We start from the raw sequence: 23,473 nt of genomic DNA on the forward strand, positions 1-23,473 counted from the left end.
AATATGGAATACCTATCTGTAAAAAGTGCCATTTCACCGTAGAAAAATGGAACTCATGCGCAGTTTAACAAAAGAGATGCTATATTGAATGCATCAATCAATAGGGGAGACTGTCCGAAAACCAGGGCGCAGCCCGCCAGGTGTCCGCTCTGTACGGTCGTATCCTATGGGGCGCTGTTACCCGGTTAAATCTAAATGAAATCGGGCCGTCCGGTTGCGGGTACGTGGCTGATTCACCCCGAATGCCGGATGCATTCGCGGCTCAACAGCCACCGAAAGACTGCACGGAACGCAGTCTTTCGCCCACAACCGGACGGCCCGCGCCCTGGTTTTCGGACAGTCTCAGGGGAGGACAGAATATGAATACAGAAAATGATGTAATGCGGGTTGTCGTGCTGGGCGGCTCCTTTTCACCGCCCACTATCGCGCATAGGAAGCTTTTGCAGGCAGCTATGGATGCGGTACAGGCAGACAGAGGAATCTTTGTTCCGGCTCCCCGCTGGTATGTGAAGCGCAAATTAAAGAAAAACGGCTGCGCACAGGAGGCCCTGCCGGATGAGCTGCGGCTTGAGATGCTAGAGACCATGTGTAAAGAGGATGGCAGGTTAAGCGTTGACGACTGTGAGATGTGCCGGACCGAGCGGGGGTTTACCTACGAGACCCTGGTCAGGATTCAGGAAAACCATCCTGGAAGCTGGATATACTTCGTGGCGGGCAGCGACAAATTGCATATCATTCCCAGATGGCATCGGATCAGGGAGTTAATGGAACATTTTACGATTCTGGTGACAAAGCGCAGCGGGGAGACACCGGAACAGCTCTTGGAAGAACATCCGTTTCTGGCAAAAAACCGGGATGCCTTTCTTATTTTTACAGCGCCGGAGGGACTGGAGAGTATCAGTTCCTCGGCTGTCCGGGAGGATCTGCGCTGCGGCGGTAAGCTGGCGAAGGACATGGTGACGAAGGAGGTTTGGGAGCTTATGAAGAAAAATGGAATGGTCAGGGAGGCCTGTATCGAGAGATTCCGGGAGGAATATGATTTCCTGAGTAACTTTTATCCGGCACAGGTCGAATACCAGGGATTGCTTTATGAAAATACAGAGGCCGCTTTTCAGGCACAGAAATGCCGGACAGACGAGGAAAAAACATGCTTTTGCGGACTCCCTCCTAATATGGCAAAGAAGCTGGGGCGCCAGGTGGAGCTTCGGGATAACTGGGAAGAAGTGAAAGTGGGTTTGATGGAAGAAATCGTCCGGGCCAAGTTTTTCCAAAACCCGGACTTAGGAAAAAGGCTGTTGGCGACCGGTGAGATTCCGCTGGTGGAAGGAAATACCTGGGGAGATACCTGCTGGGGAGTGGATACCCGGACAGGGAGGGGAGAGAACCACTTGGGCCGGATCCTGATGAAAATAAGGGCAGAGCTGGCGATTGAACAGGGATAGAAATCGGAGCGGGCAGATGTGACAGGGATATGATTCGACATGGGTTGCATCTGCCGGAGAGGCCTTTAACCAACCTTACTCATATAATAGTGATATATCTTCCGTACATGGAAAATAGAGCAGATGGAAGATAGGGTACATGGAAGATAGGTTACATGGAAAATTGAGTTGTTTAATGGGTTATATATTGCTATAATATATTCAGGTACCGCTCAAAATTTGATTTCAGTTCTGCTCTCTGACAGTATAGATCTAGGAGTGGATGGGGGGGACTTTCGTACACCCACGGCAAAAGGCAGAACCGTCTCTTATAAAGTAATCGCCAAACCGTATGAAATACATATTTATCAATATCTTATTTCAGCCTGAATCAGGCATTGTTCTCAAAAAATAAAAAGTAATAATAATTATAAAAATAAAAAAAGCTTAACTGTTGTACCGTGTACGAATACAGATTATAATAAAAGCAGCGGCTCAAATGATTACTTTGCGCTGCCGCGGTTTCCTGGCGATGGAGATACGAATAGAGATTGTTCTTCTTATGGCTTTGGAAAGGAATAGCTATATGGAAGAAAACCACAGACAAGGGCAGCCGCCCGGCAATTATCATCTGGAGGATATGGTGATGAAAACGGCGGCTCAGTATTTCGGAACGGAACTGCTTCAGTATCTGGGAATTCAGCAGCAGGTTCATTACATTGCGCCGACCGAGCTGGTTCAGTTGGAAGCCAGGCAGATGTATCAGGATTTTAATTATGAACTGGAGGACAGAAGCTGGCTTCATCTGGAGTTCGAAAGCGATCCTATCCGGCTCGATGACCTCAAGCGTTTCCGGGAGTACGAAGCGGCGACAAGCAGGAAGTATCAGGTATCGGTTATAACTTATGTGGTCTGTACTGCGGATGCTAAGAAAATCCGGTCCGAATTTACGGAAGGGCTGAATACGTACCGGGTAAAGGTGATCCGTCTGAAAGATGCGGATGCCGATCAAATTTTTGCCGCACTTCTGAAGAAAGTCAGTGCCAGCGAAATACTGAAAAAAGAAGATCTGCTGCCGATGCTGCTTAGCCCTTTGATGGGCGGAACGATGCGTTCAAAAGACAGAATCAAACAGGCGCTGGGAATTCTTAATGAATCGGTGATTAAGGTTGAGGAAGAAGAACTGAAAAAAATGCAGGCCGTCTTGTACGCGCTGGCGGATAAGCTGCTGGACGAGATGGAATTGCAGGATATTAAGGAGGTAATCGCTATGACCAGGCTTGGACAGATGTTGATGGAAGATGGAATGGAAAAGGGAATCGAAAAGGGAATGGAAAAGGGAATCGACCTTGCTAAAAAAATATTCCGTCTGCACGAACAGGGAGAAACTGCCGAAACGATAGCTAAACAATGTAACACGTCAGAAGAGAACGTCAGAAAAATATTAGACAAATAAAAGTATACTTATGGAGTAGCTGTGCTGCGCCCCCGCCCGAAGGGCATGCATTACGGGGTGCCAGAAATGGTATACTTTAAATGAAAGAGACTGTCTGATTTACGATATAAATCGTTTACAGACAATCTCTTTTTTAAATTGAAATGTCCTATGATAATGTATTAAGTCTGGTAAATTTCCAATGGATTCAAACAAAGGTGATCAGAAATGGAATTTTTGGATTCCCGTTCATAATCATAAATCCAGGATACCAAATATAAATCTACCTATCTGTTAGATCTTTAGAATTCCCGGTATAATAAAAGTACCTAAAGAAATGGTATTCGCGAATAACCTAACTGATTTTAAAAGTGGAGGAAAACATATGACTAAGAAAGTACTATCACTACTGCTCACAGTAGTCATGACGCTGGGAGTATTATCAGGCTGCGGAAGCTCTGCACAGCAGAACTCTGCGGGGAACCAGGAGAAGGAAAAACAAAGTGACAGTCAAAGCAAAGGCACAGCAGATACGCAGGATCAGGAGAATGCGCAGAGTGGTTCGAATGATGAATCCATTGAATTATCCGTCGTATTGATCACCGGAGAGGATGCTTTTGAGGAAGGGCTGAATCGTTATTCTGCGGATCATCCGAATATCATACTGGATATACAAAAAATTCCGACGGAAGAGTTCAAAACGATCGTAAAGGCTAAATTTGCATCCAATGATGCGCCAGACATCCTGCCTGTATTCTCAGGGGAGGAAAATGAAGAATACTATAAGAACGGTTACCTCAAAGACTTATCCGTGATGAAAGATGACGTGGCACGCATTGAAAAAGGGGCGGATTCCACCCTGCGCACGACGGACGGCGCGCTGTATGGCTTTCCGATTGAAAAGCAATTGATTCTGGGATTTTATAACAAAGAGTTGTTTGAGGAAAATCAGTTGGAAGCGCCTAAAAGCTGGGAAGAGCTGCTGAAGATCTGCGAGATATTCAAGGACAAAGGAATAACTCCCATTGCTATGGGGCATAAAGACACCTGGACGACCCAGATGATCACTTATGGATTAAACGCAACCAGCGTGCAGGTGGCTGATCCGGAATTTTACAAAAAGACTGCCTCGGGAGAAGCAAAATTCGCAGATAGCAAGGGATTTCTGGATACTCTTACCAAATATAAAGAATTGCTGGACAAGGACTATATCCAGGAAGGTTCGTTAAGTACAACGGCGGAACAGGCGGTGGAACTGTTTATAAATAAAAAAGCAGCCATTACCTTCAGCGGATCCTGGGGAACGGAGACGATCAATTCCATGGGACCGGACTTCGCTGTAGGCGGTTTTGAGATCCCGAATAACGAGGGGATGGCCTTCGGGGCATCCATCAGCATCAACGGAGGCTTTGGCTTAAGTGCCAAGTCGGAACATCCCGAGGAAGCACAAGCACTGTTGTCCTATATGATCAGTGAACCCGTTATGAAAGACTATCTGAAAGGGAAAGGGCCGTCCCCTTATACCGATGTATCGGCGGAGATCGACCCTGCGCTAATGGAAGCGATAGAACAGGAAAAAGGCCAGCAAATGTGTCAGTTTGATAATATCTACTGGGCTCCTGGCGTGCAGGAAGTATTTTTTAAGAAAGTACAGGAGATGATTGCGGGAACCGCACAACCGATGGATGTCCTGACAGCTATGGATGAGGCGACAGAAAAGGCGAACAGATAAGTTATTCAGATTTCGGGCTGCCAGGAAGCGATCTGAGGGATCAGCGCAGAATCTATGCTTCTGCCCATGGCAGCCCGATTTTATTGTCCGCCGATAACTAACTCGGATTCGTATAATTCTCATAGACTTAAATTTTATGGCGCGGCAATTGCGCCACTGGAGGAAAATATGAAGTGGAAAAAAGAAAGACCTTACATGCTCTTCCTCGTCCCGGCAGTTCTTGTATATTCGGTTTTTTTGATTCTGCCGATGCTGTTGTCATTTTACTATGCACTGACGGACTGGGATGGGCTGGCAGTGGATATGAATTTTATCGGACTGCGTAATTTTACATATATGTTTCAGGACGAAGGATTCCGAATCGCGATTCGCAATACACTCATATTTGTCGTTATGGATATTGTGATTCAGAATCTGCTGGGGCTTGCGTTTGCCCTTTTATTAGAGTGTAAAATAAAAACTAAGAATCTTCTGCGGGCGTTCTATTTCATTCCGGTGATAATGGCGCCAATCGTGGTTTCCTTTATCTGGACTTATCTGTACCGTTATGATGGCGGTTTGTTCAATACCCTCCTGGGCTTTCTGGGTATCGGATCGGTCGATTATATTGGAAATCCCCAATATGCAATTTACTTTGTGATCCTCTCCGAGATATGGCAGTGGTTTTCCTACCGGATGATTATCTATGTAGCAGGTCTAAAAAACATACCGGGAGAACTTTATGAGGCAGCCCATATGGATGGGGCGGGGAAAATCAAATCGTTTTTCCATGTAACGGTCCCCATGCTGATCCCCTCTATATCTATCAATGTCATGCTTTGTACAATCGGGGCTTTAAAACAATTCGACATTGTATTTACCATGACACAGGGAGGGCCCGGTTACGCGACCGAAGTGATCACTACCAAAATATACCGGGAGGCATTTTCCAACATGGATATGGGATATGGCACAGCGATCGGCGTGGTACTTTTCGCCTTTATACTGGTCGTGACCATCCTGCAGAACAGGTTTTTTAATAGCAGGGAGGTGGAGATTTGATGATAATAAATAAGAAAAACAGCAGGACCTTCAAAAACAGAGTCGTCGAATTGATCCTATGGATGTTTGTGCTGATTTATCTGTTTCCTGTTTATTTACAATTTTCCACCGCATTTAAGACAACAGATGACTTCGCCAGAAATAACTTCGGCCTGCCTTCGAAACTGGCGATATCCAATATCGCAGAGGCAGCATCTAAGATGAAAGCGTTCCAGGTAACAGTAAACAGTCTGATCCTGCTCATCGGATCCCTGTTATTTATTCTATTATTCGCGTCCATGGCTTCCTATGCTCTGGCCAGACGGAAATCCGGGTTTTACAGGAAAATGTTTATCTACTTTATGGCTGGCATGATGGTTCCTATGCAGCTGATCATGATCCCGTTGTATAAAATCGTGAATTTATTTCATATTATGAATACCTATCTCGCGCCGATCCTGATCTATATCGCGGTCCAGATGCCGCTGGCGGTTGTGATTATCACTGGATTTATGAAATCTATACCAAAGGAGTTGGATGACGCTGCCAGAATCGATGGAGCCGGTCCTTTCCAGGTATATGCCAGAGTGATTCTTCCGCTGATCAAAGCTCCCATGGTTACCGTCCTGATTCTGGCTTCCGTGGGGATCTGGAATGATCTGTTGACACCTCTTTTATTTTTGGGAAGTAAAAGGCAGACGATTGTCATGGCACTGTACAACTTTAAAGGAGCGACCTATACGACAGACTGGACTATGGTCTTCGCCGGTTCCGTCATTGCGTTTATTCCTCTATTCGTAGTATTCTTATTTTCACAGAAATATTTTATTGAAGGAATGATCGCCGGAGCGGTAAAAGGGTGAGAACCTGAAGGAGGGGTTATGAAAAAACGTGGAAAGCCGGGGCATAAGAGAAAATTTCAGACGAAACTAGTGTGCGCCAGCCTTCTGTGTACGCTGATTGCAGTACTGGTGACGGGGGTGGGAATGTATATTGTATCTATCCGGTCAGTGGATCAGGTGGCCTACGACATGTCTACGAAACTGGTACGGCAGGTCAGTATGAATTTGGATGATAACCTTTCACAGATGGAAGCACTAATTTACAGTATAGAGATTGATCCCAAGACCATAGAAATATTTGAAAAATATGAAATGGACAGCCAGCCGGTTTCCCTGGATGATGAATACATCGTCAGAGATAAACTGCGTCAGGGCGAGTATTCCAGACGGGATATCCACGGCGTCTATGTCTTTGGAAAAAATGGATTTGTTTATTACAATTCCACTTCTCCTTCCCTGAAGAGGGAATATTGTATTGAACAGGAGAAATGGTTTACACAGATGGAGGACAGCAATTCACTATACATCCTGGGATCTCATGTCCCCAACAGGTATCTTTTGGACAAAACGCCGGTAGTCACTCTGGTGAAAAATATCAGAAACCTAAAAACCGGACAGAGGATGGCTACGATTCTGGTGGATGTAAATCTGGAATTGTTCCGGCGGCTGTATCAAAACATGGATCTTACGGAAGAGCAGTATCTGTTGATTATGGATGCAGATAACCAGCTGATCTATTCTAATATCGGCACAGATATTTCGGGAACGGTGTATGAAGGATTCTATCAGAGGCTCCTTGACAGCGAAGCATTTCAAGAGGAGGACCGGCGGTACTTTGTGGAAAATATTTCAGACAAAAATATCTATGTGAATTACCACAAGTCCGAAAAGACCGGCTGGAAAGTGGTCAGCGGTATTGACATTAAGACCCTCACTAATATTTCCGGCAATATCCGGATGTTTACGATACTGCTGATGGTGATGACGGGTACGGTTACTGCTGTATTGATCATCATGATCACCTATCATCTGTTCCGCAAGCTGGATCAGTTGAAAAATGGTATGCGTCAGGTTAAAGCGGGGGATTATAAGGTGCAGATACCTGTTTCGTCGGAAGACGAGATCGGAGATCTGTGTGAGAACTTTAATAGTATGAACCGGCAGCTGAATTATTTGATCAACACAGTTAACCGGCTGGAACAGGAGAAAAAGGAAGGAATGATTAAGGCTGCGAAAGCAGAGCTGGATGCGCTGCAGGCTCAGATAAATCCGCATTTTATTTATAATACACTGGAATCGATCAGTATGATGGCGGAGCTAAATGACGATGAGGAAACTCAGAAGATGGCCAATGCCCTGGGAAAATTGATCCGTATCAGTATTAACCGCGGTATTCCTCTGGTCACCGTGGCTGAAGAGGTAGAGCATGTGAAAAGTTATCTGCTCATCCAGAAGATACGATTTGATGATCTGTTCGAAGTTGTCATTCATATGGATAACAGAATTCTTGATTATAAGATTCCAAAACTGATCTTACAGCCGCTGGTGGAGAATTCTATTTACCACGGACTGGAACTGAAAGGAAGTAAGGGATTGATTGAGATCAGCGGTTGGAGCGAGGGAAAGGATCTTCGCTTTTGTATCCATGACAACGGGATTGGAATGAATCCGGAGACCCTAAAGATGGTTCGAGAACGGATACAGTCAAATGATCTGGAGGAAGGATCTTCCCCCAGAAGCATCGGCCTGATCAATGTGCATCAGAGAATTAAGCTGTATGCCCATGATAATCAATACGGCTTATCTATCGACAGTGTTTTAAATGAGGGGACTAGAATTACGGTTCGGCTGCCGGTTAAAGAATGCGGGGAGGTGTCAGTATCGTGATTCGGACAATTATACTGGACGATGAGAAAATTATTCGAAAGGGTATTCAAAAAATTATCAGGGAAAATCTTCCAGAGCTGGAAGTGACGGCATCTTTACAAAACGGAAGAGAATGCCTGGAATATCTGGAAATCAGCGGAGCAGATCTAATCATATCGGATATACGGATGCCCTATGTGGACGGTCTGGAATTACTGAAGACACTTAGAAACCGCGGGCAGCAGACCGACGTATTCCTGATCAGCGGCTTCGATGATTTCGATTACTGCCGGACGGCATTAAAATACGGAGCACAGGATTATCTGTTAAAGCCCATTGATAAAAATGACTTTATCCGCTCGCTCAGAGCTTATATCGACCGGTGCGATGAGAACCGTGCGGGGAACCGCGTGGATGTAAAGCTGAATGAAGACGACAGGAGGACGATACGGGAGATCAAAAAGTATCTGAGAAATCATTTCAGCCAGGATATAACTTTAAAAGAGCTGTCAGATAAATTCTATATGAATCCCTCCTATATCAGCCAGCTGTTCAAAAAAGAGACGGGAGTCACGATTACAGAATATCTGATCCGGATTAAGATGGAGATGGCGGGTATTATGCTGAAGGATCCGGCAGTCCGTATCAGCGATGTGTCTGCACAGGTCGGTTATAAGAATCCGAAGCAATTTGCCTCGATGTTTAAAAAAGTTATGGGCCTGACGCCGAGTCAGTATAGGGATCACTTTGAGTAAATGCGCCACAGGAGGAACGGTTGAAACCATACCTGAATTTAAGGCGCAGTAAATGCGCCACAGGAGGAAATTATGGATGTTCAGTTTTATGATTTGCGATGTAATGAGTTGATATGTCCCGTCGGGGTGAACCCGGAGGAACTGAGCTTTTGTTGGAAACTTTGCACTGGTCAGGAAAGATATAAAGTACAGTTAGCTTACCGCCTGATGATTCACGATCGGGATGAAGAGTTTGATGAGGGGAATGTCTGGAATTCCGAAATAATCAAAAGCTGTGAATCCCGAAATATTGGCTGTAAAATAAATCTTGCGTCACATAAAAGGTATTACTGGAAAGTGCGGTTGTGGCTGGGAGAAGATATGTCAGCACAAAAAGATGTATCCCGGTTTCCGGAAGCAATGTACTGTAAATGTACTTCCAGAGGAAGATATGACAGTCCCGTGCAGACATTTGTTACGGGTATTCGAAAAGAGGAATGGCTGGGAGAATGGCTCACTTATGCAGGAGTACCCGGTATTGACCCTTATCGGGATCATGTTTGGATTCGTGCAGAACTGGATGTGGAAAATGTATGTTCACAGGCCTATCTCTATGTAGCATCCTTCGGATATCACCAGGTGTATCTGAATGGCAAGAAGATATCGGACAGAATACTTGCCCCGCTAAGAAGCAGGATTCATGGATATCGGACGGCGGTAGGTGTTACATACGACCTTTCCCAGTTTTTGAAAGATGGGAAAAATGTGATTGGGTTTTGTATGGATGCGGGATTTACCAGGATGGAACCTGGTGTCCAGCCGGGGATTCTGGCTCAAGTTTATTACTGTGATCAGGGTGGGTGGAAAGAAATGCATTCCGACGCCACCTATCAGTGCTGTGAAAATGGAAATACATACATAGGAAGTTTTTCCTGGGGAGATTTTGGAGGAGAAGCGATCCAGGCAGATTCGTCAGTCCGGGAATGGTGCTGCCCAGGGAGTCCATATGATAGTTTCAGACATATGAACCGCTTGCCGATCCAGGATTTTAGCCCTGCTATAAAGCCGGAGATAGCACAGTATGACCGAGTTATCGAAACAATACAGCCATCCAGTATAACATCGGAGGCAAACGGCACAATCAGAATCGATATGGGGAAAAATTACACAGGGTGGCTGAAAATCCAGCTTTTCAAAGGATCACAGGATACAGTGGAATTTAGGATCGCGGATAAAGTTGAGGAAGACTGTACGTTCCAACAAAGATATCTGTTTTCTTTCGGAAAGCATAAAGAAGGTAACTTTTGTAATGAATTTAATTATTTCAGCGGTCGTTACATAACTATACTCGGACCAAATCCGGGGATTCCGGTCAGAATCGGTGATGTGACCGGACTTGCGTTAGGAAATATGAAGGATAAGACTTTGACATTTGGATGCTCTGATGAACTGTTGAATAAAATATTGGAAACAGATCTGCGAACCTTCCAGGCCAACACTGTGAATGGGGTGACAATGGATTGTCCGCACAGAGAGCGCCTGGGTTACGGGGAGACAGGATGCAGTACAACCTGGGGCTGTGGGCTGGCTGGCTTTGATTCAGCAGCTTTCTATAAAAACTATCTTCTGATGTGGGGGGATTGCCAGGAAGCTGACGGATATTTCCCCCATACAGTACCAGGTATACGAGGTGGCGGCGGTACTGCATGGAGCGGCTATCCGATAACTGGTATGTATGACTATTATTTGCAGTTTGCGGATCAGGAGCTGCTGAAAAGGATGTATCCCGGATTAAAAAGATGGATCCGGTATCTGGATGACAAAATTGAGGATGGTTTACTGACACGCTATGAAATCGATGAATGGGGGTTTCTTGGGGATTGGGCTACTCCGGATGGGGATGATTGGGGAATCTCGGATGCCGCTTTATTCTTTAACAATTGTGTATATGCTGCGGGACTGTGGAAAATGGCATATCTTGCAGAAAAGATAAGAGAAGGAACGGATGCACGGTTCTTTGAGAAGCGGCACCTGCAATTGAGCAAAGCGATTCATGAAAAATATTACCATCCGGGCCAAAACATTTATTTTACAGAGGCAGCCAGATATCAGGCAGCAGCTCTCCACGGCAAAGTAGTACCGGCTGCGCTGGTACCGGAAGTTCAAACGCGTTTGGCGGATATTGTGAATCGTAGGGGATACCTGGACGGGGGCAGTGCGGGTTTGACGCTGCTGCTAAGAGAAATGTCTGAATTCCCGGAGGGCAGCATGGAGATTTACCGCTGGCTTAAAAGGACGGATTTTCCTTCCTATGGATATTTTCTGGCACGTGACCAGACTACTTGGCCCGAGATGTGGGATATGAGGGATATCTACGGCGGAAGCCGTATTCATACCTGTTATACAGGAGTTGCAGGATGGATTCTTCATTCACTGTCAGGGATCCAATATCAGCCAGGAAATGATGTTTTCCGGCATTTCAGAATATCACCGGTTTTTCCGGAGGATTTGGATAGCCTTAATTGTCAGTGGGAAAGTCCGTATGGTATGGTGGGATGCGTTTGGATAAGAGAGGGGGAGCAGATCAGCCTGACAATTGATATACCGTTTAACACGGATGCAGAAGTTATTTTCGGAGTAGAAAAGATCAATATGAAAGCGGGACATTATAAGTTTACCATCACTTCTCATAGCGTACAGCCAAACCTTTAAGGTATGTTAGATGATCAGAAAGATGTTAGTGGTTATACAAAACCTTTTTGATATTTCTATAAGGATTCCGGTTTAAAATAGTTGTTACTTAGGTAAGATATTGATATAATATGTTCAGGTGCCTTTTAAAGATTAATATCAGATCTGCTCTATAACAGAATATATCTGTGTGAGCGGAAGGAGGACACTTTCGTACACACACCCACGGTAGAAAAAGGTAGAACGTCTCTGATATAGTAACACCGCCAAACCGTATGATATACATATTTATCAATATCTTATTTCAGCCTGAATCAGGCATTGTTCTCAAAAAATAAAAAGTAATAATAATTATAAAAATAAAAAAAGCTTAACTGTTGTACCGTGTACGAATACAGATTATAATAAAAGCAGCGGCTCAAATGATTACTTTGCGCTGCCGCGGTTTCCTGGCGATGGAGATACGAATAGAGATAGTTCTTCTTATGGCTTTGGAAAGGAATAGCTATATGGAAGAAAACCACAGACAAGGGCAGCCGCCCGGCAATTATCATCTGGAGGATATGGTGATGAAAACGGCGGCCCAGTATTTCGGAACGGAACTGCTTCAGTATCTGGGAATTCAGCAGCAGGTTCATTACATTGCGCCGACCGAGCTGGTTCAGTTGGAAGCCAGGCAGATGTATCAGGATTTTAATTATGAACTGGAGGACAGAAGCTGGCTTCATCTGGAGTTCGAAAGCGATCCCATCCGGCTCGCTGACCTCAAGCGCTTCCGGGAGTACGAAGCGGCGACAAGCAGGAAGTATCAGGTATCGGTTATAACTTATGTGGTCTGTACTGCGGATGCTAAGAAAATCCGGTCCGAATTTACGGAAGGGCTGAATACGTACCGGATAAAGGTGATCCGTCTGAAAGATGCGGATGCCGATCAAATTTTCGCCGCGCTTCAGAAGAAAGTCAGTGCCAGCGAAATGCTGAAAAAAGAAGATCTGCTGCCGATGCTGCTTAGCCCTTTGATGGGCGGAACGATGCGTTCAAAAGACAGAATCAAACAGGCGCTGGGAATTCTAAATGAATCGGTGATGAAGGTTGAGGAAGAAGAACTGAAAAAAATGCAGGCCGTCTTATACGCGCTGGCGGATAAGCTGCTGGACGAGATGGAATTGCAGGATATTAAGGAGGTAATCGCTATGACCAGGCTTGGACAGATGTTGATGGAAGATGGAATGGAAAAAGGAATGGAAAAGGGAATCGACCTTGCTAAAAAAATATTCCGTCTGCACGAACAGGGAGAAACTGCCGAAACGATAGCTAAACAATGTAACACGTCAGAAGAGAACGTCAGAAAAATATTAGAGAAGTAGAAACATAAATTTCAAACGAGAGAGACCGTCTGACTTACGATATATATCGTTCCCAGATGGTCTTTTTTCATTATGGATAGGGATTTCGCTTCAACTGTGCCGCAGGATGGCGTCATGCTCCGGATTCACAAGATAAACACCGTTATGTACTTTGAGACTTTTCGCGTACTCTCTCGGATACATACCGGTATACCTCTTGAAAGCGGTGGAAAAGTAATTGAGATTACAGAAATTCAGACGAGCTGCTATTTGCGTCAGCGTTAAGTCCTCAAAGCGTATCATATTTTTTGCAGCTTCAATTTTAAGACGGTTGAAATATGGAATTACAGAGCTGCCGGTATATGCGCGAAATGCGGTGGAAAGCGTTGTTTTGGAGCATCCCAGCGCGACACACATCTGGGGAATGGACAGCGGTTCCATCAGATGCTGGGCGAGATAGTCAACCGCGCGCTGTCCCAAATGCTCCGCACGGGTGCAGGCGATCGCGTCGGCCGGCCGCAGGCTTAAGGGCTGGCCTTCTGCCTCCTGTGTACAGAGCAGGAGAAAACTTTCCAGAGAATTGGTAAATAACTGCTCCTGCACTTCACTTACATCCGGTTTTTTTACAAGATAAAGTACATCCTGCGCATCCACCAGCGAGGAAAAGATATCAGTCGCGTATTTCAGGGCCTCGGATAAGGCACGGCGGCGGGTATCATCTAAGATAAAGGTTCGGTGCGCCATAAGGGCCAGGGCGGGAGCGTCGCAGTAAAATGCTGCAATGCAAAGAGAGGTATCCTGGTTCGGACCGGCGATATGCCGATGATATTCCATAGGCGGGTGAAAGGTTATTTGCCCCTGCGCCAGCGGATAGGAACCGAGATCTGTTTCTACATGCAAATGTCCGCGGTCTACATATACAAACTCCCAAAAATCATGCATTTCTCCACGGGAAATAAAGTCCTGTCCAAGATCACTGTAAAATGCGCTTATCACCTGCGTTATATGCAGGGGATGACGCATTGTCTGCGCCAGAAAACGTTTCTCATCCATTCCGGGCTGCCTCCTGTCAGACTGACAATTTTATACCATTGTAGCATATTTGGATCGATTTTGTAAATTATACGCACGAAATTGTATAGAAAGCCGGGTTCTGTTGTGATAAATTGAAAACATGGAAACAGAAAGCATAAATTATTATGAAATATAATGTTATTATTATGCAAAATGTATATTTTTGCGTATGGTTTGATTTGTGCAAAATGAACGATTTTACAATTGTGAACACGGTGGAATTACTATTGAAGAGAGGTAGATTATTATGAAAGATAAGCTGATGCAATTGACGCGGGAGTATTCGTCTATTCTGGCCATCCTTGTAATGGGAGCGGTGTTTACCGTAGCTTCACCATATTTTCTTACTGCGCAGAATCTCACCAATATACTGCTGCAATGTGCCGCGTTATCTATCGCAGCTATCGGACAGGCGTTAATTGTCATCAGCGGGAACCTGGATTTATCGATCGGACAGTGTGTATGCTTCAGCAGTGTTGTTAGTGCTTATTTGATGAAATTCATGGATATCAACCCCTGGGTTGCGGTGATATGTGCACTGATCATGGGATGTCTGATCGGCCTGTGTAATGGATTCCTGGTGGCTTATGTGGGATTACCCGCCTTTATTGCCACGCTGGGGATGCAGATGATCTGCCAGAGTTTTGCCAAAATCATAACAAATGCCACGCCGATTGCCCGCCTGCCGGAAGACATCGCTTTTTTAGGGAGGGGCTATCTGGGGCCGATTCCGATCTGCGTTTTAATCATGCTTGCTTTTTATGCACTGGTACAGTTTGTAGCCGTAAAAACCCGGTTTGGCCGGAACGTATTTGCCATCGGCGGTGGAAAGGAAGCGGCGTACTTTGCCGGCATCCCCACAAAAAAATATCTCTGTGCCACCTATGTCCTGGGAGGACTGTTAGCCGGTGTGGCCGGCGTGCTCCTTATGTCCCGTCTGGATTCCGTTTCAATCACAAACGGGAATCAATACGAGTTTGACACGCTGATCGCCTGTGTGATCGGCGGGCTTTCCACCACAGGTGGAAAGGGAAAGATCGTGGGTGTGTTGTTTGGTACGATTTTCTTAATTATGTTTTTCAACGGGATGACGATGCTGGATGTCGATCCGTTTTACCAGAATGCCATCAAGGGCGGCGTGCTGATTATTGCAATTACAGCGGATGTGCTGGGGAACAGGAAACGCAATTAGAGTTTGGAGGTGAGTGGATGGGTGATGATACGATTTTAAGTCTGAGCGGTATTACGAAAGAGTTTCCAGGTGTCCGGGCGCTGGACAACGTAACTTTTACGGTTTCCCGGGGCAGGATTCATGCACTGGTCGGAGAAAATGGCGCTGGAAAATCTACTTTGATAAAGATCCTGGCAGGAATCTATTTGAATTATATGGGAGATATCTTATTGGATGGAAAAAAGCTGACGCTGCGAAGTCCTGCCGATGCCCAGGCGCATGGAATCAGTGTAGTACACCAGGAACTGAAACTGTGTGAGACCCTTTCTATTACGGAAAATATATTCCTGGGTAATCTATTATATCGCGGGGGCCTGGCGGATTGGAAAACGATGCATCACAAAGCTGCCAAAATGCTGGCACAGCTGGGTATGAGCATGCGGGAAACACAGCTTGTGGAAACACTCTCCGTAGCGCAGAAGCAGGTGGTGGAAATCTGTAAGGCAGTGAATCATAATTGCAGACTGTTGATCATGGACGAGCCGTCAGCCACGCTGACGGACAAGGAGCTGACGGTGATGTTTTCCATGATGCGCCGGTTAGTCCGTGATGGTGTGACCATTATATACATTTCGCATCGAATGGAGGAGATCTTCAATCTGGCCGATGATATTACCGTGCTGCGGGACGGAAGGTTCGTAAAAACTCTTCCGGTACAGGAATGTTCGAGAGAAGAGCTGATTCGTCTCATGGTGGGCCGCACACTGGTAAATGAATATCCTAAGTGTGAGGTAGAGCTGGGAATGCCGGTTTTAGAGGTGACAGGCCTGACACAGAAGGGGGTATTTGAAGATATTTCGTTTACACTCCACAGGGGCGAAATCTTAGGGTTTTCCGGTCTGGTGGGTGCCGGGCGTACGGAGGTCATGCTGGCTCTTCTTGGACTTTCGGATTTAACGAAAGGTGAGGTGCGAAAAGACGGCAGAACGGTACGGTATAAGAAGTTTGCACAGGCTATCCGGGCGGGAATCGGACTGATACCGGAGGACAGAAAAAAACAGGGCCTTGTGCAGATCGCTTCTATCAGCGGTAATATTTGTATGAGCAGCCTGAAGAAGATTATACACCGGGGCATACTTAGCAAAAAGCTGGAACGGCGTTATGCGCAGGAATATATCGAGGCACTCTCCATCGCCGCGCCGGGACCGGATACAGAAGTGCAGTTTTTAAGCGGCGGCAACCAGCAGAAGGTCGTTATCGCAAAATGGCTGATGGCCGACAGTGATATCATTATCATGGACGAGCCGACCCGCGGTATCGATGTAGGAGCCAAAAGTGAAATCTACCGGCTGATGGGAAAACTTGTGGGACAGGGGAAATCCATCATCATGATAAGCAGTGAAATGCCGGAGCTGCTGGGGATGTGTGATCATATCGTGGTGATGTACGAGGGGCGAAAGGCCGGAGAGCTTACACGCGGGCAGGCATCCCAGGAGGCGATTATGGCTTTGTGCGTATAATTACGAAGCCGGTCAGCATTACCGACTTGTTTCTTTTTATAAAAGAACTTATTGTCAGAATACCAATTTAAAGGAGGAAACACTATGAAAAAAACAACAGCGATATTTTTAGTCCTTATCCTCATCTGTGGATTGACCGCGGGTTGTGGATCGAAGACGGATACCGGGGCCGCGTCTGCCGCAGCCTCATCTGCGGAAAAATCCCTTCGGATCGGAGTTTGCCTGTTCACCAAAAATGACGAATGGCTGGCCGATATTGCGGATCAGTTTGAAAAACAATGCGCGGATAAGGGTTATGAAGTAAATATCCAGGATGGCAATCAGGAAAATGAAAAGCAGGTACAGCAGATTGAAAACTTTATTACCAAGAAATATGACGCCATCGTCCTTTCGGCGGCGGATGTGGAGGGGATTCTACCCGCCATCGACAAATGTCAGGAGGCCGGGATACCGGTTATTGCGATCGACACCCCGATCGATCATCCCTGGATTTCCACCTGTATTTCCTGGGATAATTATAAAAGCGGCCAGATGCTGGGGGAATATGCGGTGAAATATATTCAGGATAATCTGGCGGATAAGGATTCCGTAAATCTTGTCATGCTGGATGGCACGGGCTATCCGCATCTGGAGAAGAGGGACGAAGGATTTCTGGACGCACTGAAGGATGTGGAAAATTTGAATTTAGTCGCGCGCCAGTGTACCAATGGAAACCGCGAGCTTTCCGCTAATGTAATAAATAATAACATTGCGAAGGGGATTGATATTGTCTATGGCGTTGTGGATAATCATGCCTGGGGAGCAGTTACGGCCCTGCAGGAAGCGAAGGCAAAAAAGTGTGCCGTGCTGTCCTGCGGAGGATTTGGAGAAGAGCCGTTTACCGCGCTGGAAAATGATGACCCGTATTATAAGGCGATCATTGTAGTTCCGCCGGAAAATATTGTAACGGATTCGATTGCGGCAGTAGAAAAGGTACTGGCGGGAGAGTCGGTGGAACCGATTACCAATATTGAAATCAGTCTTGCCGACCATAATAACGTGAAGGATTTTGTCAAGTAAAAGAAAAGAACGAGAGTATGATATGACATATCTAAGAGCAACGATTCATTCGTGGAGCCTTGGTGTTAAAACAAATGTCCACGTCTTGATTCCAGATTTGGGACCGGGAGAAAAGCCGCCCGCGGACGGATATGCGGTGCTGTACCTATTACATGGATACACCGGGGACGGCAGTGACTGGCTGCGGCTTTCCCGTCTGGAATATTATCTGATGGACAGGCAGATTGTAGTGGTAATGCCAGATGGAAACAATGGTTTTTACACCGATACGGCGGCAGGTGACTTGTATTGGACCTATCTGTCGGTGGAGCTTCCGCTATTTATAACCGGCAATTTCCCGGTATCCGGTAAACGGGCGCATACCTGTGCGGCAGGCTTGTCCATGGGAGGATACGGGGCGTTAAAACTTGCGCTGCGTTGTCCGCAGCAATATGGATATGCCGTAAGCTTTTCCGGGATGCTGGATGTTTTGGACATGATAGAGAAATGCAGGGAAAATCCGAATATCATTCCCCATTGCAGTGTTACGCCGAATTTTAAAGCAATCTATGGAGACACAGGGAAGGTGGCGGCGGAAAACGATTTGATTCAACTTTTGAAAAATGGGAAACCTGAAAGCTGCCCGCAGTTAAAACTATACTGCGGCGAAGAGGATTTCTTATTCGGAGCAAGCGAATTATTTGCAAAAACAGCGCTGCAATATGGCCTTCCCTGTTCCTTTGAGCATTTTCAAGGCGGGCATGAATGGGGCTTTTGGGATACTGCGCTGGCAAGAGCATTGGAATGGCTGCTGCCTTACGAAACATAGCTGATCAATTTTTATATTCTCCTGTCAAACAGAACCTAATTCCAACAATACTAGGAATAGGTTCTGTTTTATTATGCCTCCGTCCTCGTTTTCCGACAACCTAGTAATTTTGTAGTAAAAAAAGCGATGCAGGACCGGGATGTTGGGAAATATCCATAATACTGGAGAACTGGTGGGCAAGTTGTCCATAGAAAAGCCAGGAGAAAGATAAAATTTTGTCAGTTTACAGATTGACGCAAAGGTCGGCTTCTATAATAATAAAAGTATGTTAAAAAAATAACAAACAGCAGAAACCGAAGGAGGATAAAAGTATGGCAAACATTATTGGCAGCCCCAGCAGATATATTCAGGGTAAGGGTGAAATCAAGAAACTCAGCAGCTATGCGGGAAATTACGGCAAAAAAATCTGTATTCTGACCAGCGAGTCAGGCAGAAAGCGGGTAGAACCTGCGATCCTGGAAGGAAAAGAGGATGCAGACCTCAAGCTTATATTTGAAAATTTCAACGGAGAATGCTCTATGACAGAGATCAACCGGCTGATCGGAGAATGCAAGGCGGCCGGCTGTGATACCATTGTTGGAATCGGCGGAGGCAAGATTCATGATACGGCGAAAGCAGTGGCCTATTACATGGGACTTCCGGTAGTGATCGTTCCCACCATCGCTTCGACAGACGCTCCCTGCAGCGCGTTGTCCGTGATCTATTCGGACGAAGGCGTGTTTGAAAAATATCTGTTCCTGCCGGCCAGCCCAAATCTGGTTCTGGTGGACACCGACATCGTATGCAATGCACCGGCCAGACTTTTGGTTTCCGGTATGGGAGATGCGCTGGCCACGTATTTTGAGGCGAGAGCCTGCTTAAGATCCAATGCGGGCAACTGCGTGGGCGGAAAGATCACGCTGGCGGCAATGGCCCTGGCGAAGCTTTGCTATGAAACCCTGCTGGAAAGCGGAGTCAGCGCGTATCTGGCTGTCCAGGCAAAAGCTTGCACAAAAGCAGTGGAGCATGTGATCGAGGCGAATACCTACCTGTCAGGTATCGGGTTTGAGAGCGGCGGACTGGCCGGAGCACATGCCATCCACAATGGTATGACAGCCATTCCTGAGACCCATGCTTTTTATCACGGGGAAAAGGTGGCTTTTGGAACACTGGTACAGCTGGTTCTGGAAAATGCCGATATGGAAGAGATCGAGACGGTACTGGATTTCTGCATGGAGGTGGGACTGCCTACTACGCTGGCTGATCTGGGCATCAAGGAAGTAAATCCGGAACAGATCATAGAAGTGGCAAAACTGGCCTGCTCAGAGAATGACACGCTGGGAAATATGCCTTTTGAGGTGACTCCGGAAGATGTCTATGCGGCGATAATGGGAGCAGACGCTCTTGGAAGGTATTACGCAGCGGAATAATAGTTCCTTAGGTTTCTTAGATTGTCATAATAGCAGAAAATAAAAGAGAACATGATCTCAGGGATCATGTCTTTATGCTGGCAGTTGGATCAGCAGTATGCCAAAAAGCTTCTGAGTGTCTGTTCTCTTTTTTGATCGTTGAACCAATTATTCTGTAGATGACAAGACAATATGGTTTGAATGCCGTATGACAATCAGTCCTTTTTTACCACCGGAATCCATACTTCATATTTGGCATTCTGGGGATCGGGATTCAGATAAACCTCGATATCCGGCGCGTTTCCGTACTCATATCCGGAGGTGGGCAGCCACTCGGTCACAATCCTCTTCTCCAATTCCTGGATGGACTGGTTCGTCCCTTCTCCGGGGAATACGGCCCAGGCGGAGGCGGGGATGAGATATTCTTCCAGCGTATCGTCGATGGGTTTTGTGCTGGCCACCGCGATGTAGTATTTCCAGTCTTCGGTATTGCAGGCACTGACGCCGAGAAGGCCCATAGGTTCGCTGTCCATCAGGGAAGCAAGCTTCGGGATCGTCCCATCTGTGGCTGCCTTCTGCCACATCATCGGCACAATCTCAAAATTCTTTTCCAGTTCCTTGTGAAGAGGTTCCCCCATACCGACTATGCGGATGGATTCTTTCTTTTCAATCCGGTAATTCATTTCAGCAGCTCCTTTTATTGTGATTTTGAAGCTGATGGGCGGATAGGATTTTAACGGCACACCGCCCTTTTTTACCAGGGAGGGCGCGATCCCGTGGACATTCTGAAAAGCCCGGTTAAATGCAGTGGGAGAAGAGTATCCGTAACGGAGGGCAACATCGATTATCTTCTGATCTTCCTCCTGCAGATCCACGGCCGCTAAGGTCATGCGCCGGCGCCGGATATATTCCGACAGGGTGGTTTCCGCCAGATAGGTAAACATTCTCTGATAGTGATAGGCGGAACAGCAGGCGATCCTCGCGACCTGCTCGTAATCAATGTCTTTGTCCAGATGTTCTTCAATATAATGTATCGAATCGTTTAAACGTTCTATCCAGTCCATTGTAGTCAGCTCCTTGGTATTTAGTATATAGAACAGAGGTTATGCTGTCCTCTCTTTTTCTGCACGAAAAGGAGAGGGCTCTTTCTTTTCTTACCTTAATCATAACATAACAATTTCGTATGGAAAAGCTGCATTTTTATGGAAGCGTGAGCCTGCTTTTCGGACAGTCTCATGGGGGTAGATAAATTATAAGAGAAATACCGGTCCGGCATTTCAGTTACAAAAGCGGCATTTTGTCTTACATGTGAGTTCCCCATTTTTATTAACGGGGATACTGAAGTTGAATATTATCATATTGAATTAAAAGTTTAATGATAATCATTAAATATCAATTGACAAAAGCTAAATCAAGGCGTAATGTATTGGTAAGAAAACCAACATGCAACGGTAAGAAAGAATACATAGAAAGCATAAGACCAATCCCGGGAGGAGAATACAAAATGAAAGAAACCATAGACAAATCAGCCAGAAGAATACTGAGCATCTCACAGGTGCTCAAAATTCTCATGGTCATTACCTTTGCCCTGCTGCTCCTCGGGCTGATTATGATCAACTATCACAGAGGAAGTGACGGATACATCCCGTTGCCGGAACATTCGCCGGTCACGGCAGGACAGGCGGGAAGCAAGTTCGGTATTACGATCCTGACAGATAAAGGATTAAATGTGAGGGCATTCAATGTACTTTTGGTCAGCATTGCAGGACGGATGGCGTTTTGCTTTGCCGCCCTATTGATTCTCCGCGGACTGTTAAAGAGGATCATAAAGAGCTATACCCCATACGAGCCTGCCAATGTCAGACATATCCGTCAGCTTGCCTGGCTGATCCTTCTATCGGATGTGCTGCCAGAGGCAGCCGCCTGGATCCTGGGCAGACTGTCCGGTGTGACGGCTGCGTTCCAGCTGAACATCACTTTCGTCTTTATGGGGCTGGTGTTCTTATGTGTGGCAGAGATTTTCCGGTACGGATGCTATTTACAGCAGGAAGCGGATGAGACTTTATAACATCTTAAGTAATCAGAAGCAAGCGGAAATAGAAAGAGAGTTAATGTTCAATGAAAAAAACAAATAAATTGACGCGTGCCGTCTGGATCGGGCTGATACCCGAACTTCTCATAGCTGTTCTTGGCATGATCCTTCTGCCTGATCAGACCGCCATACAGTGGCAGGGCAGTGAAGCCGTACGGATGGCTCCCCGATATGCGATATTTCTGTACCCAGCAGTTTCGTTATTCCTGGCGGTGGCAGGAAAACAGGCTTTTATCCTGTTCCTTTCCAAATTTTCCGTGCATAGCGCGCAGCTGTTACCCGGTGCCTTCCGGGTGGTGCACATCCTGATCCTGACCTGCGAAGTATATACGATTCTGTATGCCTTCGGGTTTCGTATGCGGATATCCGTGATTCTTATCCTGGAACTGGTTCTCCTGGCAGCCGCGGCCGGAATCAGACGTATTCTGCTGCCCAGGCCGGCGGATGCCAAAACCGATCCGGACCGAAGACCGTGAAACCAGCCGGACGGCAGACTCCGGAATGCAGGAACAAAAAGTAATCAATCATCGAATACACAGGAGGAAATTATGCCTATTATCCTACGCCTGGACCGTGTCATGGCCGACCGTAAAATGTCTCTGAATGAGCTCTCCGGGAAAGTTGGTATCTCCAATGTCAATCTGTCCAACCTGAAAACGGGCAAAGTCAAGGCGATCCGTTTCTCTACTCTGGAGTCTATCTGTGAGGTTCTTGAGTGTCAACCCGGCGATATCCTGGAATACCGGCCCGCTGATACCCGAGATACCAACCTGGGACATCAGGAATAAATACAGTCAACACTCTATTGCCGGCAGGATCCGGGGGCGTCTCTCTCCGGCCTTTTCCATTTGCATGCCTTTGAGTACGGACAGTTTTTAAGGCTTGTGCGGGAGAAGATTTGTGGTTATAATCGAAAGCAACAGTTGATTATAGGGCGGCCTTGGCATGATAATGGGTTCATATTTGGCAGATAAGCGGAACGGTGTATTGCATATTCCTATGGAGAAAAACACGTATGAAAAAGAAGACATTTCCTTTTGGTATATGGTTGGTATTTGAGACGGTTGCGGTGATACTATGGCTGGCACTTGATAATATATTTTATTTTTATAATTTTTCCTACATAGGAACCTGCCTTTTTTTCGGTATTGCATTTTATTTGAAGAAAAAGAAGTATGCCCGCAGCATAGTGCAGTTTGAACTGCTTCCCGTCAAGTAGACAATTAAAAAAAATAAAAATTATTTCTGCCACCAGATGCGATTAGCTGGTGGCA

Annotated in this window: 20 protein-coding genes; 18 read left to right on the plus strand and 2 right to left on the minus strand. The window is 46.1% G+C overall.

What is annotated here, in order from left to right; all coding sequences use genetic code 11:
• Positions 1 to 359: 359 nt before the first annotated feature.
• The 9 genes from nadD to KTH90_RS21865 all read left to right on the plus strand — a co-directional run bounded on the left by nadD (position 360) and on the right by KTH90_RS21865 (position 13,108).
• Entirely contained in the window at positions 360 to 1,442 is a 1,083-nt protein-coding gene (gene nadD, locus KTH90_RS21825) for a nicotinate (nicotinamide) nucleotide adenylyltransferase (RefSeq protein ID WP_238727474.1), read from the plus strand.
• Between the two features lie 478 nt (positions 1,443 to 1,920).
• Positions 1,921 to 2,877 (plus strand): hypothetical protein, encoded by a 957-nt coding sequence (locus tag KTH90_RS21830; protein ID WP_238727475.1) that lies wholly within the window; start codon positions 1,921 to 1,923, stop codon positions 2,875 to 2,877.
• Positions 2,878 to 3,241: 364 nt separating this feature from the next.
• Complete coding sequence (locus KTH90_RS21835; RefSeq protein ID WP_238727476.1) at positions 3,242 to 4,588, plus strand: ABC transporter substrate-binding protein; 1,347 nt, start codon at positions 3,242 to 3,244, stop codon at positions 4,586 to 4,588.
• Positions 4,589 to 4,756: 168 nt separating this feature from the next.
• Positions 4,757 to 5,629 (plus strand): carbohydrate ABC transporter permease, encoded by an 873-nt coding sequence (locus KTH90_RS21840; RefSeq protein ID WP_238727477.1) that lies wholly within the window; start codon positions 4,757 to 4,759, stop codon positions 5,627 to 5,629.
• Complete coding sequence (locus tag KTH90_RS21845; protein WP_238727481.1) at positions 5,629 to 6,471, plus strand: carbohydrate ABC transporter permease; 843 nt, start codon at positions 5,629 to 5,631, stop codon at positions 6,469 to 6,471. Before KTH90_RS21840 ends, KTH90_RS21845 begins: the two co-directional genes overlap by 1 nt.
• A gap of 18 nt (positions 6,472 to 6,489) precedes the next feature.
• Positions 6,490 to 8,337: a cache domain-containing sensor histidine kinase gene (locus KTH90_RS21850; protein ID WP_158355731.1), complete on the plus strand. Its 1,848-nt coding sequence runs from the start codon at positions 6,490 to 6,492 to the stop codon at positions 8,335 to 8,337.
• The gene (locus tag KTH90_RS21855) at positions 8,334 to 9,071 is read left to right on the plus strand and encodes a response regulator transcription factor (RefSeq protein ID WP_238727478.1); all 738 of its coding nucleotides are present in this window, start codon (positions 8,334 to 8,336) and stop codon (positions 9,069 to 9,071) included. Before KTH90_RS21850 ends, KTH90_RS21855 begins: the two co-directional genes overlap by 4 nt.
• Positions 9,072 to 9,143: 72 nt before the next feature.
• Positions 9,144 to 11,762: a family 78 glycoside hydrolase catalytic domain gene (locus KTH90_RS21860; RefSeq protein WP_158355733.1), complete on the plus strand. Its 2,619-nt coding sequence runs from the start codon at positions 9,144 to 9,146 to the stop codon at positions 11,760 to 11,762.
• A gap of 488 nt (positions 11,763 to 12,250) precedes the next feature.
• The gene (locus tag KTH90_RS21865; RefSeq protein WP_238727479.1) at positions 12,251 to 13,108 is read left to right on the plus strand and encodes a hypothetical protein; all 858 of its coding nucleotides are present in this window, start codon (positions 12,251 to 12,253) and stop codon (positions 13,106 to 13,108) included.
• Positions 13,109 to 13,198: 90 nt separating this feature from the next.
• On the opposite strand, the gene KTH90_RS21870 is transcribed toward KTH90_RS21865, so the two are convergent.
• Entirely contained in the window at positions 13,199 to 14,140 is a 942-nt protein-coding gene (locus KTH90_RS21870) for an AraC family transcriptional regulator (protein WP_158355725.1), read from the minus strand.
• Between the two features lie 268 nt (positions 14,141 to 14,408).
• On the opposite strand from KTH90_RS21870, the gene KTH90_RS21875 reads away from it, so the two are divergent.
• From KTH90_RS21875 to KTH90_RS21895, 5 genes are all read left to right on the plus strand, one after another.
• On the plus strand, positions 14,409 to 15,353 hold the full coding sequence (locus tag KTH90_RS21875) for an ABC transporter permease (protein WP_158355724.1): 945 nt from the start codon (positions 14,409 to 14,411) through the stop codon (positions 15,351 to 15,353).
• A gap of 17 nt (positions 15,354 to 15,370) precedes the next feature.
• The gene (locus tag KTH90_RS21880; RefSeq protein ID WP_158355723.1) at positions 15,371 to 16,852 is read left to right on the plus strand and encodes a sugar ABC transporter ATP-binding protein; all 1,482 of its coding nucleotides are present in this window, start codon (positions 15,371 to 15,373) and stop codon (positions 16,850 to 16,852) included.
• Between the two features lie 84 nt (positions 16,853 to 16,936).
• Entirely contained in the window at positions 16,937 to 17,911 is a 975-nt protein-coding gene (locus KTH90_RS21885; protein WP_158355722.1) for a sugar ABC transporter substrate-binding protein, read from the plus strand.
• A gap of 22 nt (positions 17,912 to 17,933) precedes the next feature.
• Positions 17,934 to 18,719, plus strand: coding sequence for an alpha/beta hydrolase (locus KTH90_RS21890; protein WP_158355721.1), 786 nt, complete (start codon positions 17,934 to 17,936; stop codon positions 18,717 to 18,719).
• Positions 18,720 to 19,030: 311 nt separating this feature from the next.
• Complete coding sequence (locus KTH90_RS21895; protein ID WP_158355720.1) at positions 19,031 to 20,128, plus strand: glycerol dehydrogenase; 1,098 nt, start codon at positions 19,031 to 19,033, stop codon at positions 20,126 to 20,128.
• 194 nt (positions 20,129 to 20,322) lie between these two features.
• Here the strand turns inward: KTH90_RS21895 and KTH90_RS21900 are convergent, their stop codons facing one another.
• Positions 20,323 to 21,171: an AraC family transcriptional regulator gene (locus tag KTH90_RS21900; protein ID WP_158355719.1), complete on the minus strand. Its 849-nt coding sequence runs from the start codon at positions 21,169 to 21,171 to the stop codon at positions 20,323 to 20,325.
• Positions 21,172 to 21,611: 440 nt separating this feature from the next.
• Between KTH90_RS21900 and KTH90_RS21905 the strand changes: the two genes are divergently transcribed.
• The 4 genes from KTH90_RS21905 to KTH90_RS21920 all read left to right on the plus strand — a co-directional run bounded on the left by KTH90_RS21905 (position 21,612) and on the right by KTH90_RS21920 (position 23,418).
• Positions 21,612 to 22,175: a DUF2975 domain-containing protein gene (locus KTH90_RS21905; RefSeq protein WP_238727480.1), complete on the plus strand. Its 564-nt coding sequence runs from the start codon at positions 21,612 to 21,614 to the stop codon at positions 22,173 to 22,175.
• Between the two features lie 50 nt (positions 22,176 to 22,225).
• On the plus strand, positions 22,226 to 22,675 hold the full coding sequence (locus KTH90_RS21910; RefSeq protein WP_158355717.1) for a hypothetical protein: 450 nt from the start codon (positions 22,226 to 22,228) through the stop codon (positions 22,673 to 22,675).
• Positions 22,676 to 22,747: 72 nt separating this feature from the next.
• Positions 22,748 to 22,987, plus strand: coding sequence for a helix-turn-helix domain-containing protein (locus KTH90_RS21915; protein ID WP_158355716.1), 240 nt, complete (start codon positions 22,748 to 22,750; stop codon positions 22,985 to 22,987).
• Positions 22,988 to 23,214: 227 nt separating this feature from the next.
• Entirely contained in the window at positions 23,215 to 23,418 is a 204-nt protein-coding gene (locus KTH90_RS21920; RefSeq protein ID WP_158355715.1) for a hypothetical protein, read from the plus strand.
• Positions 23,419 to 23,473: the final 55 nt, after the last annotated feature.

The sequence above is a fragment of the Diplocloster modestus genome (assembly GCF_019042245.1).
Lineage (GTDB): Bacteria > Bacillota > Clostridia > Lachnospirales > Lachnospiraceae > Diplocloster > Diplocloster modestus.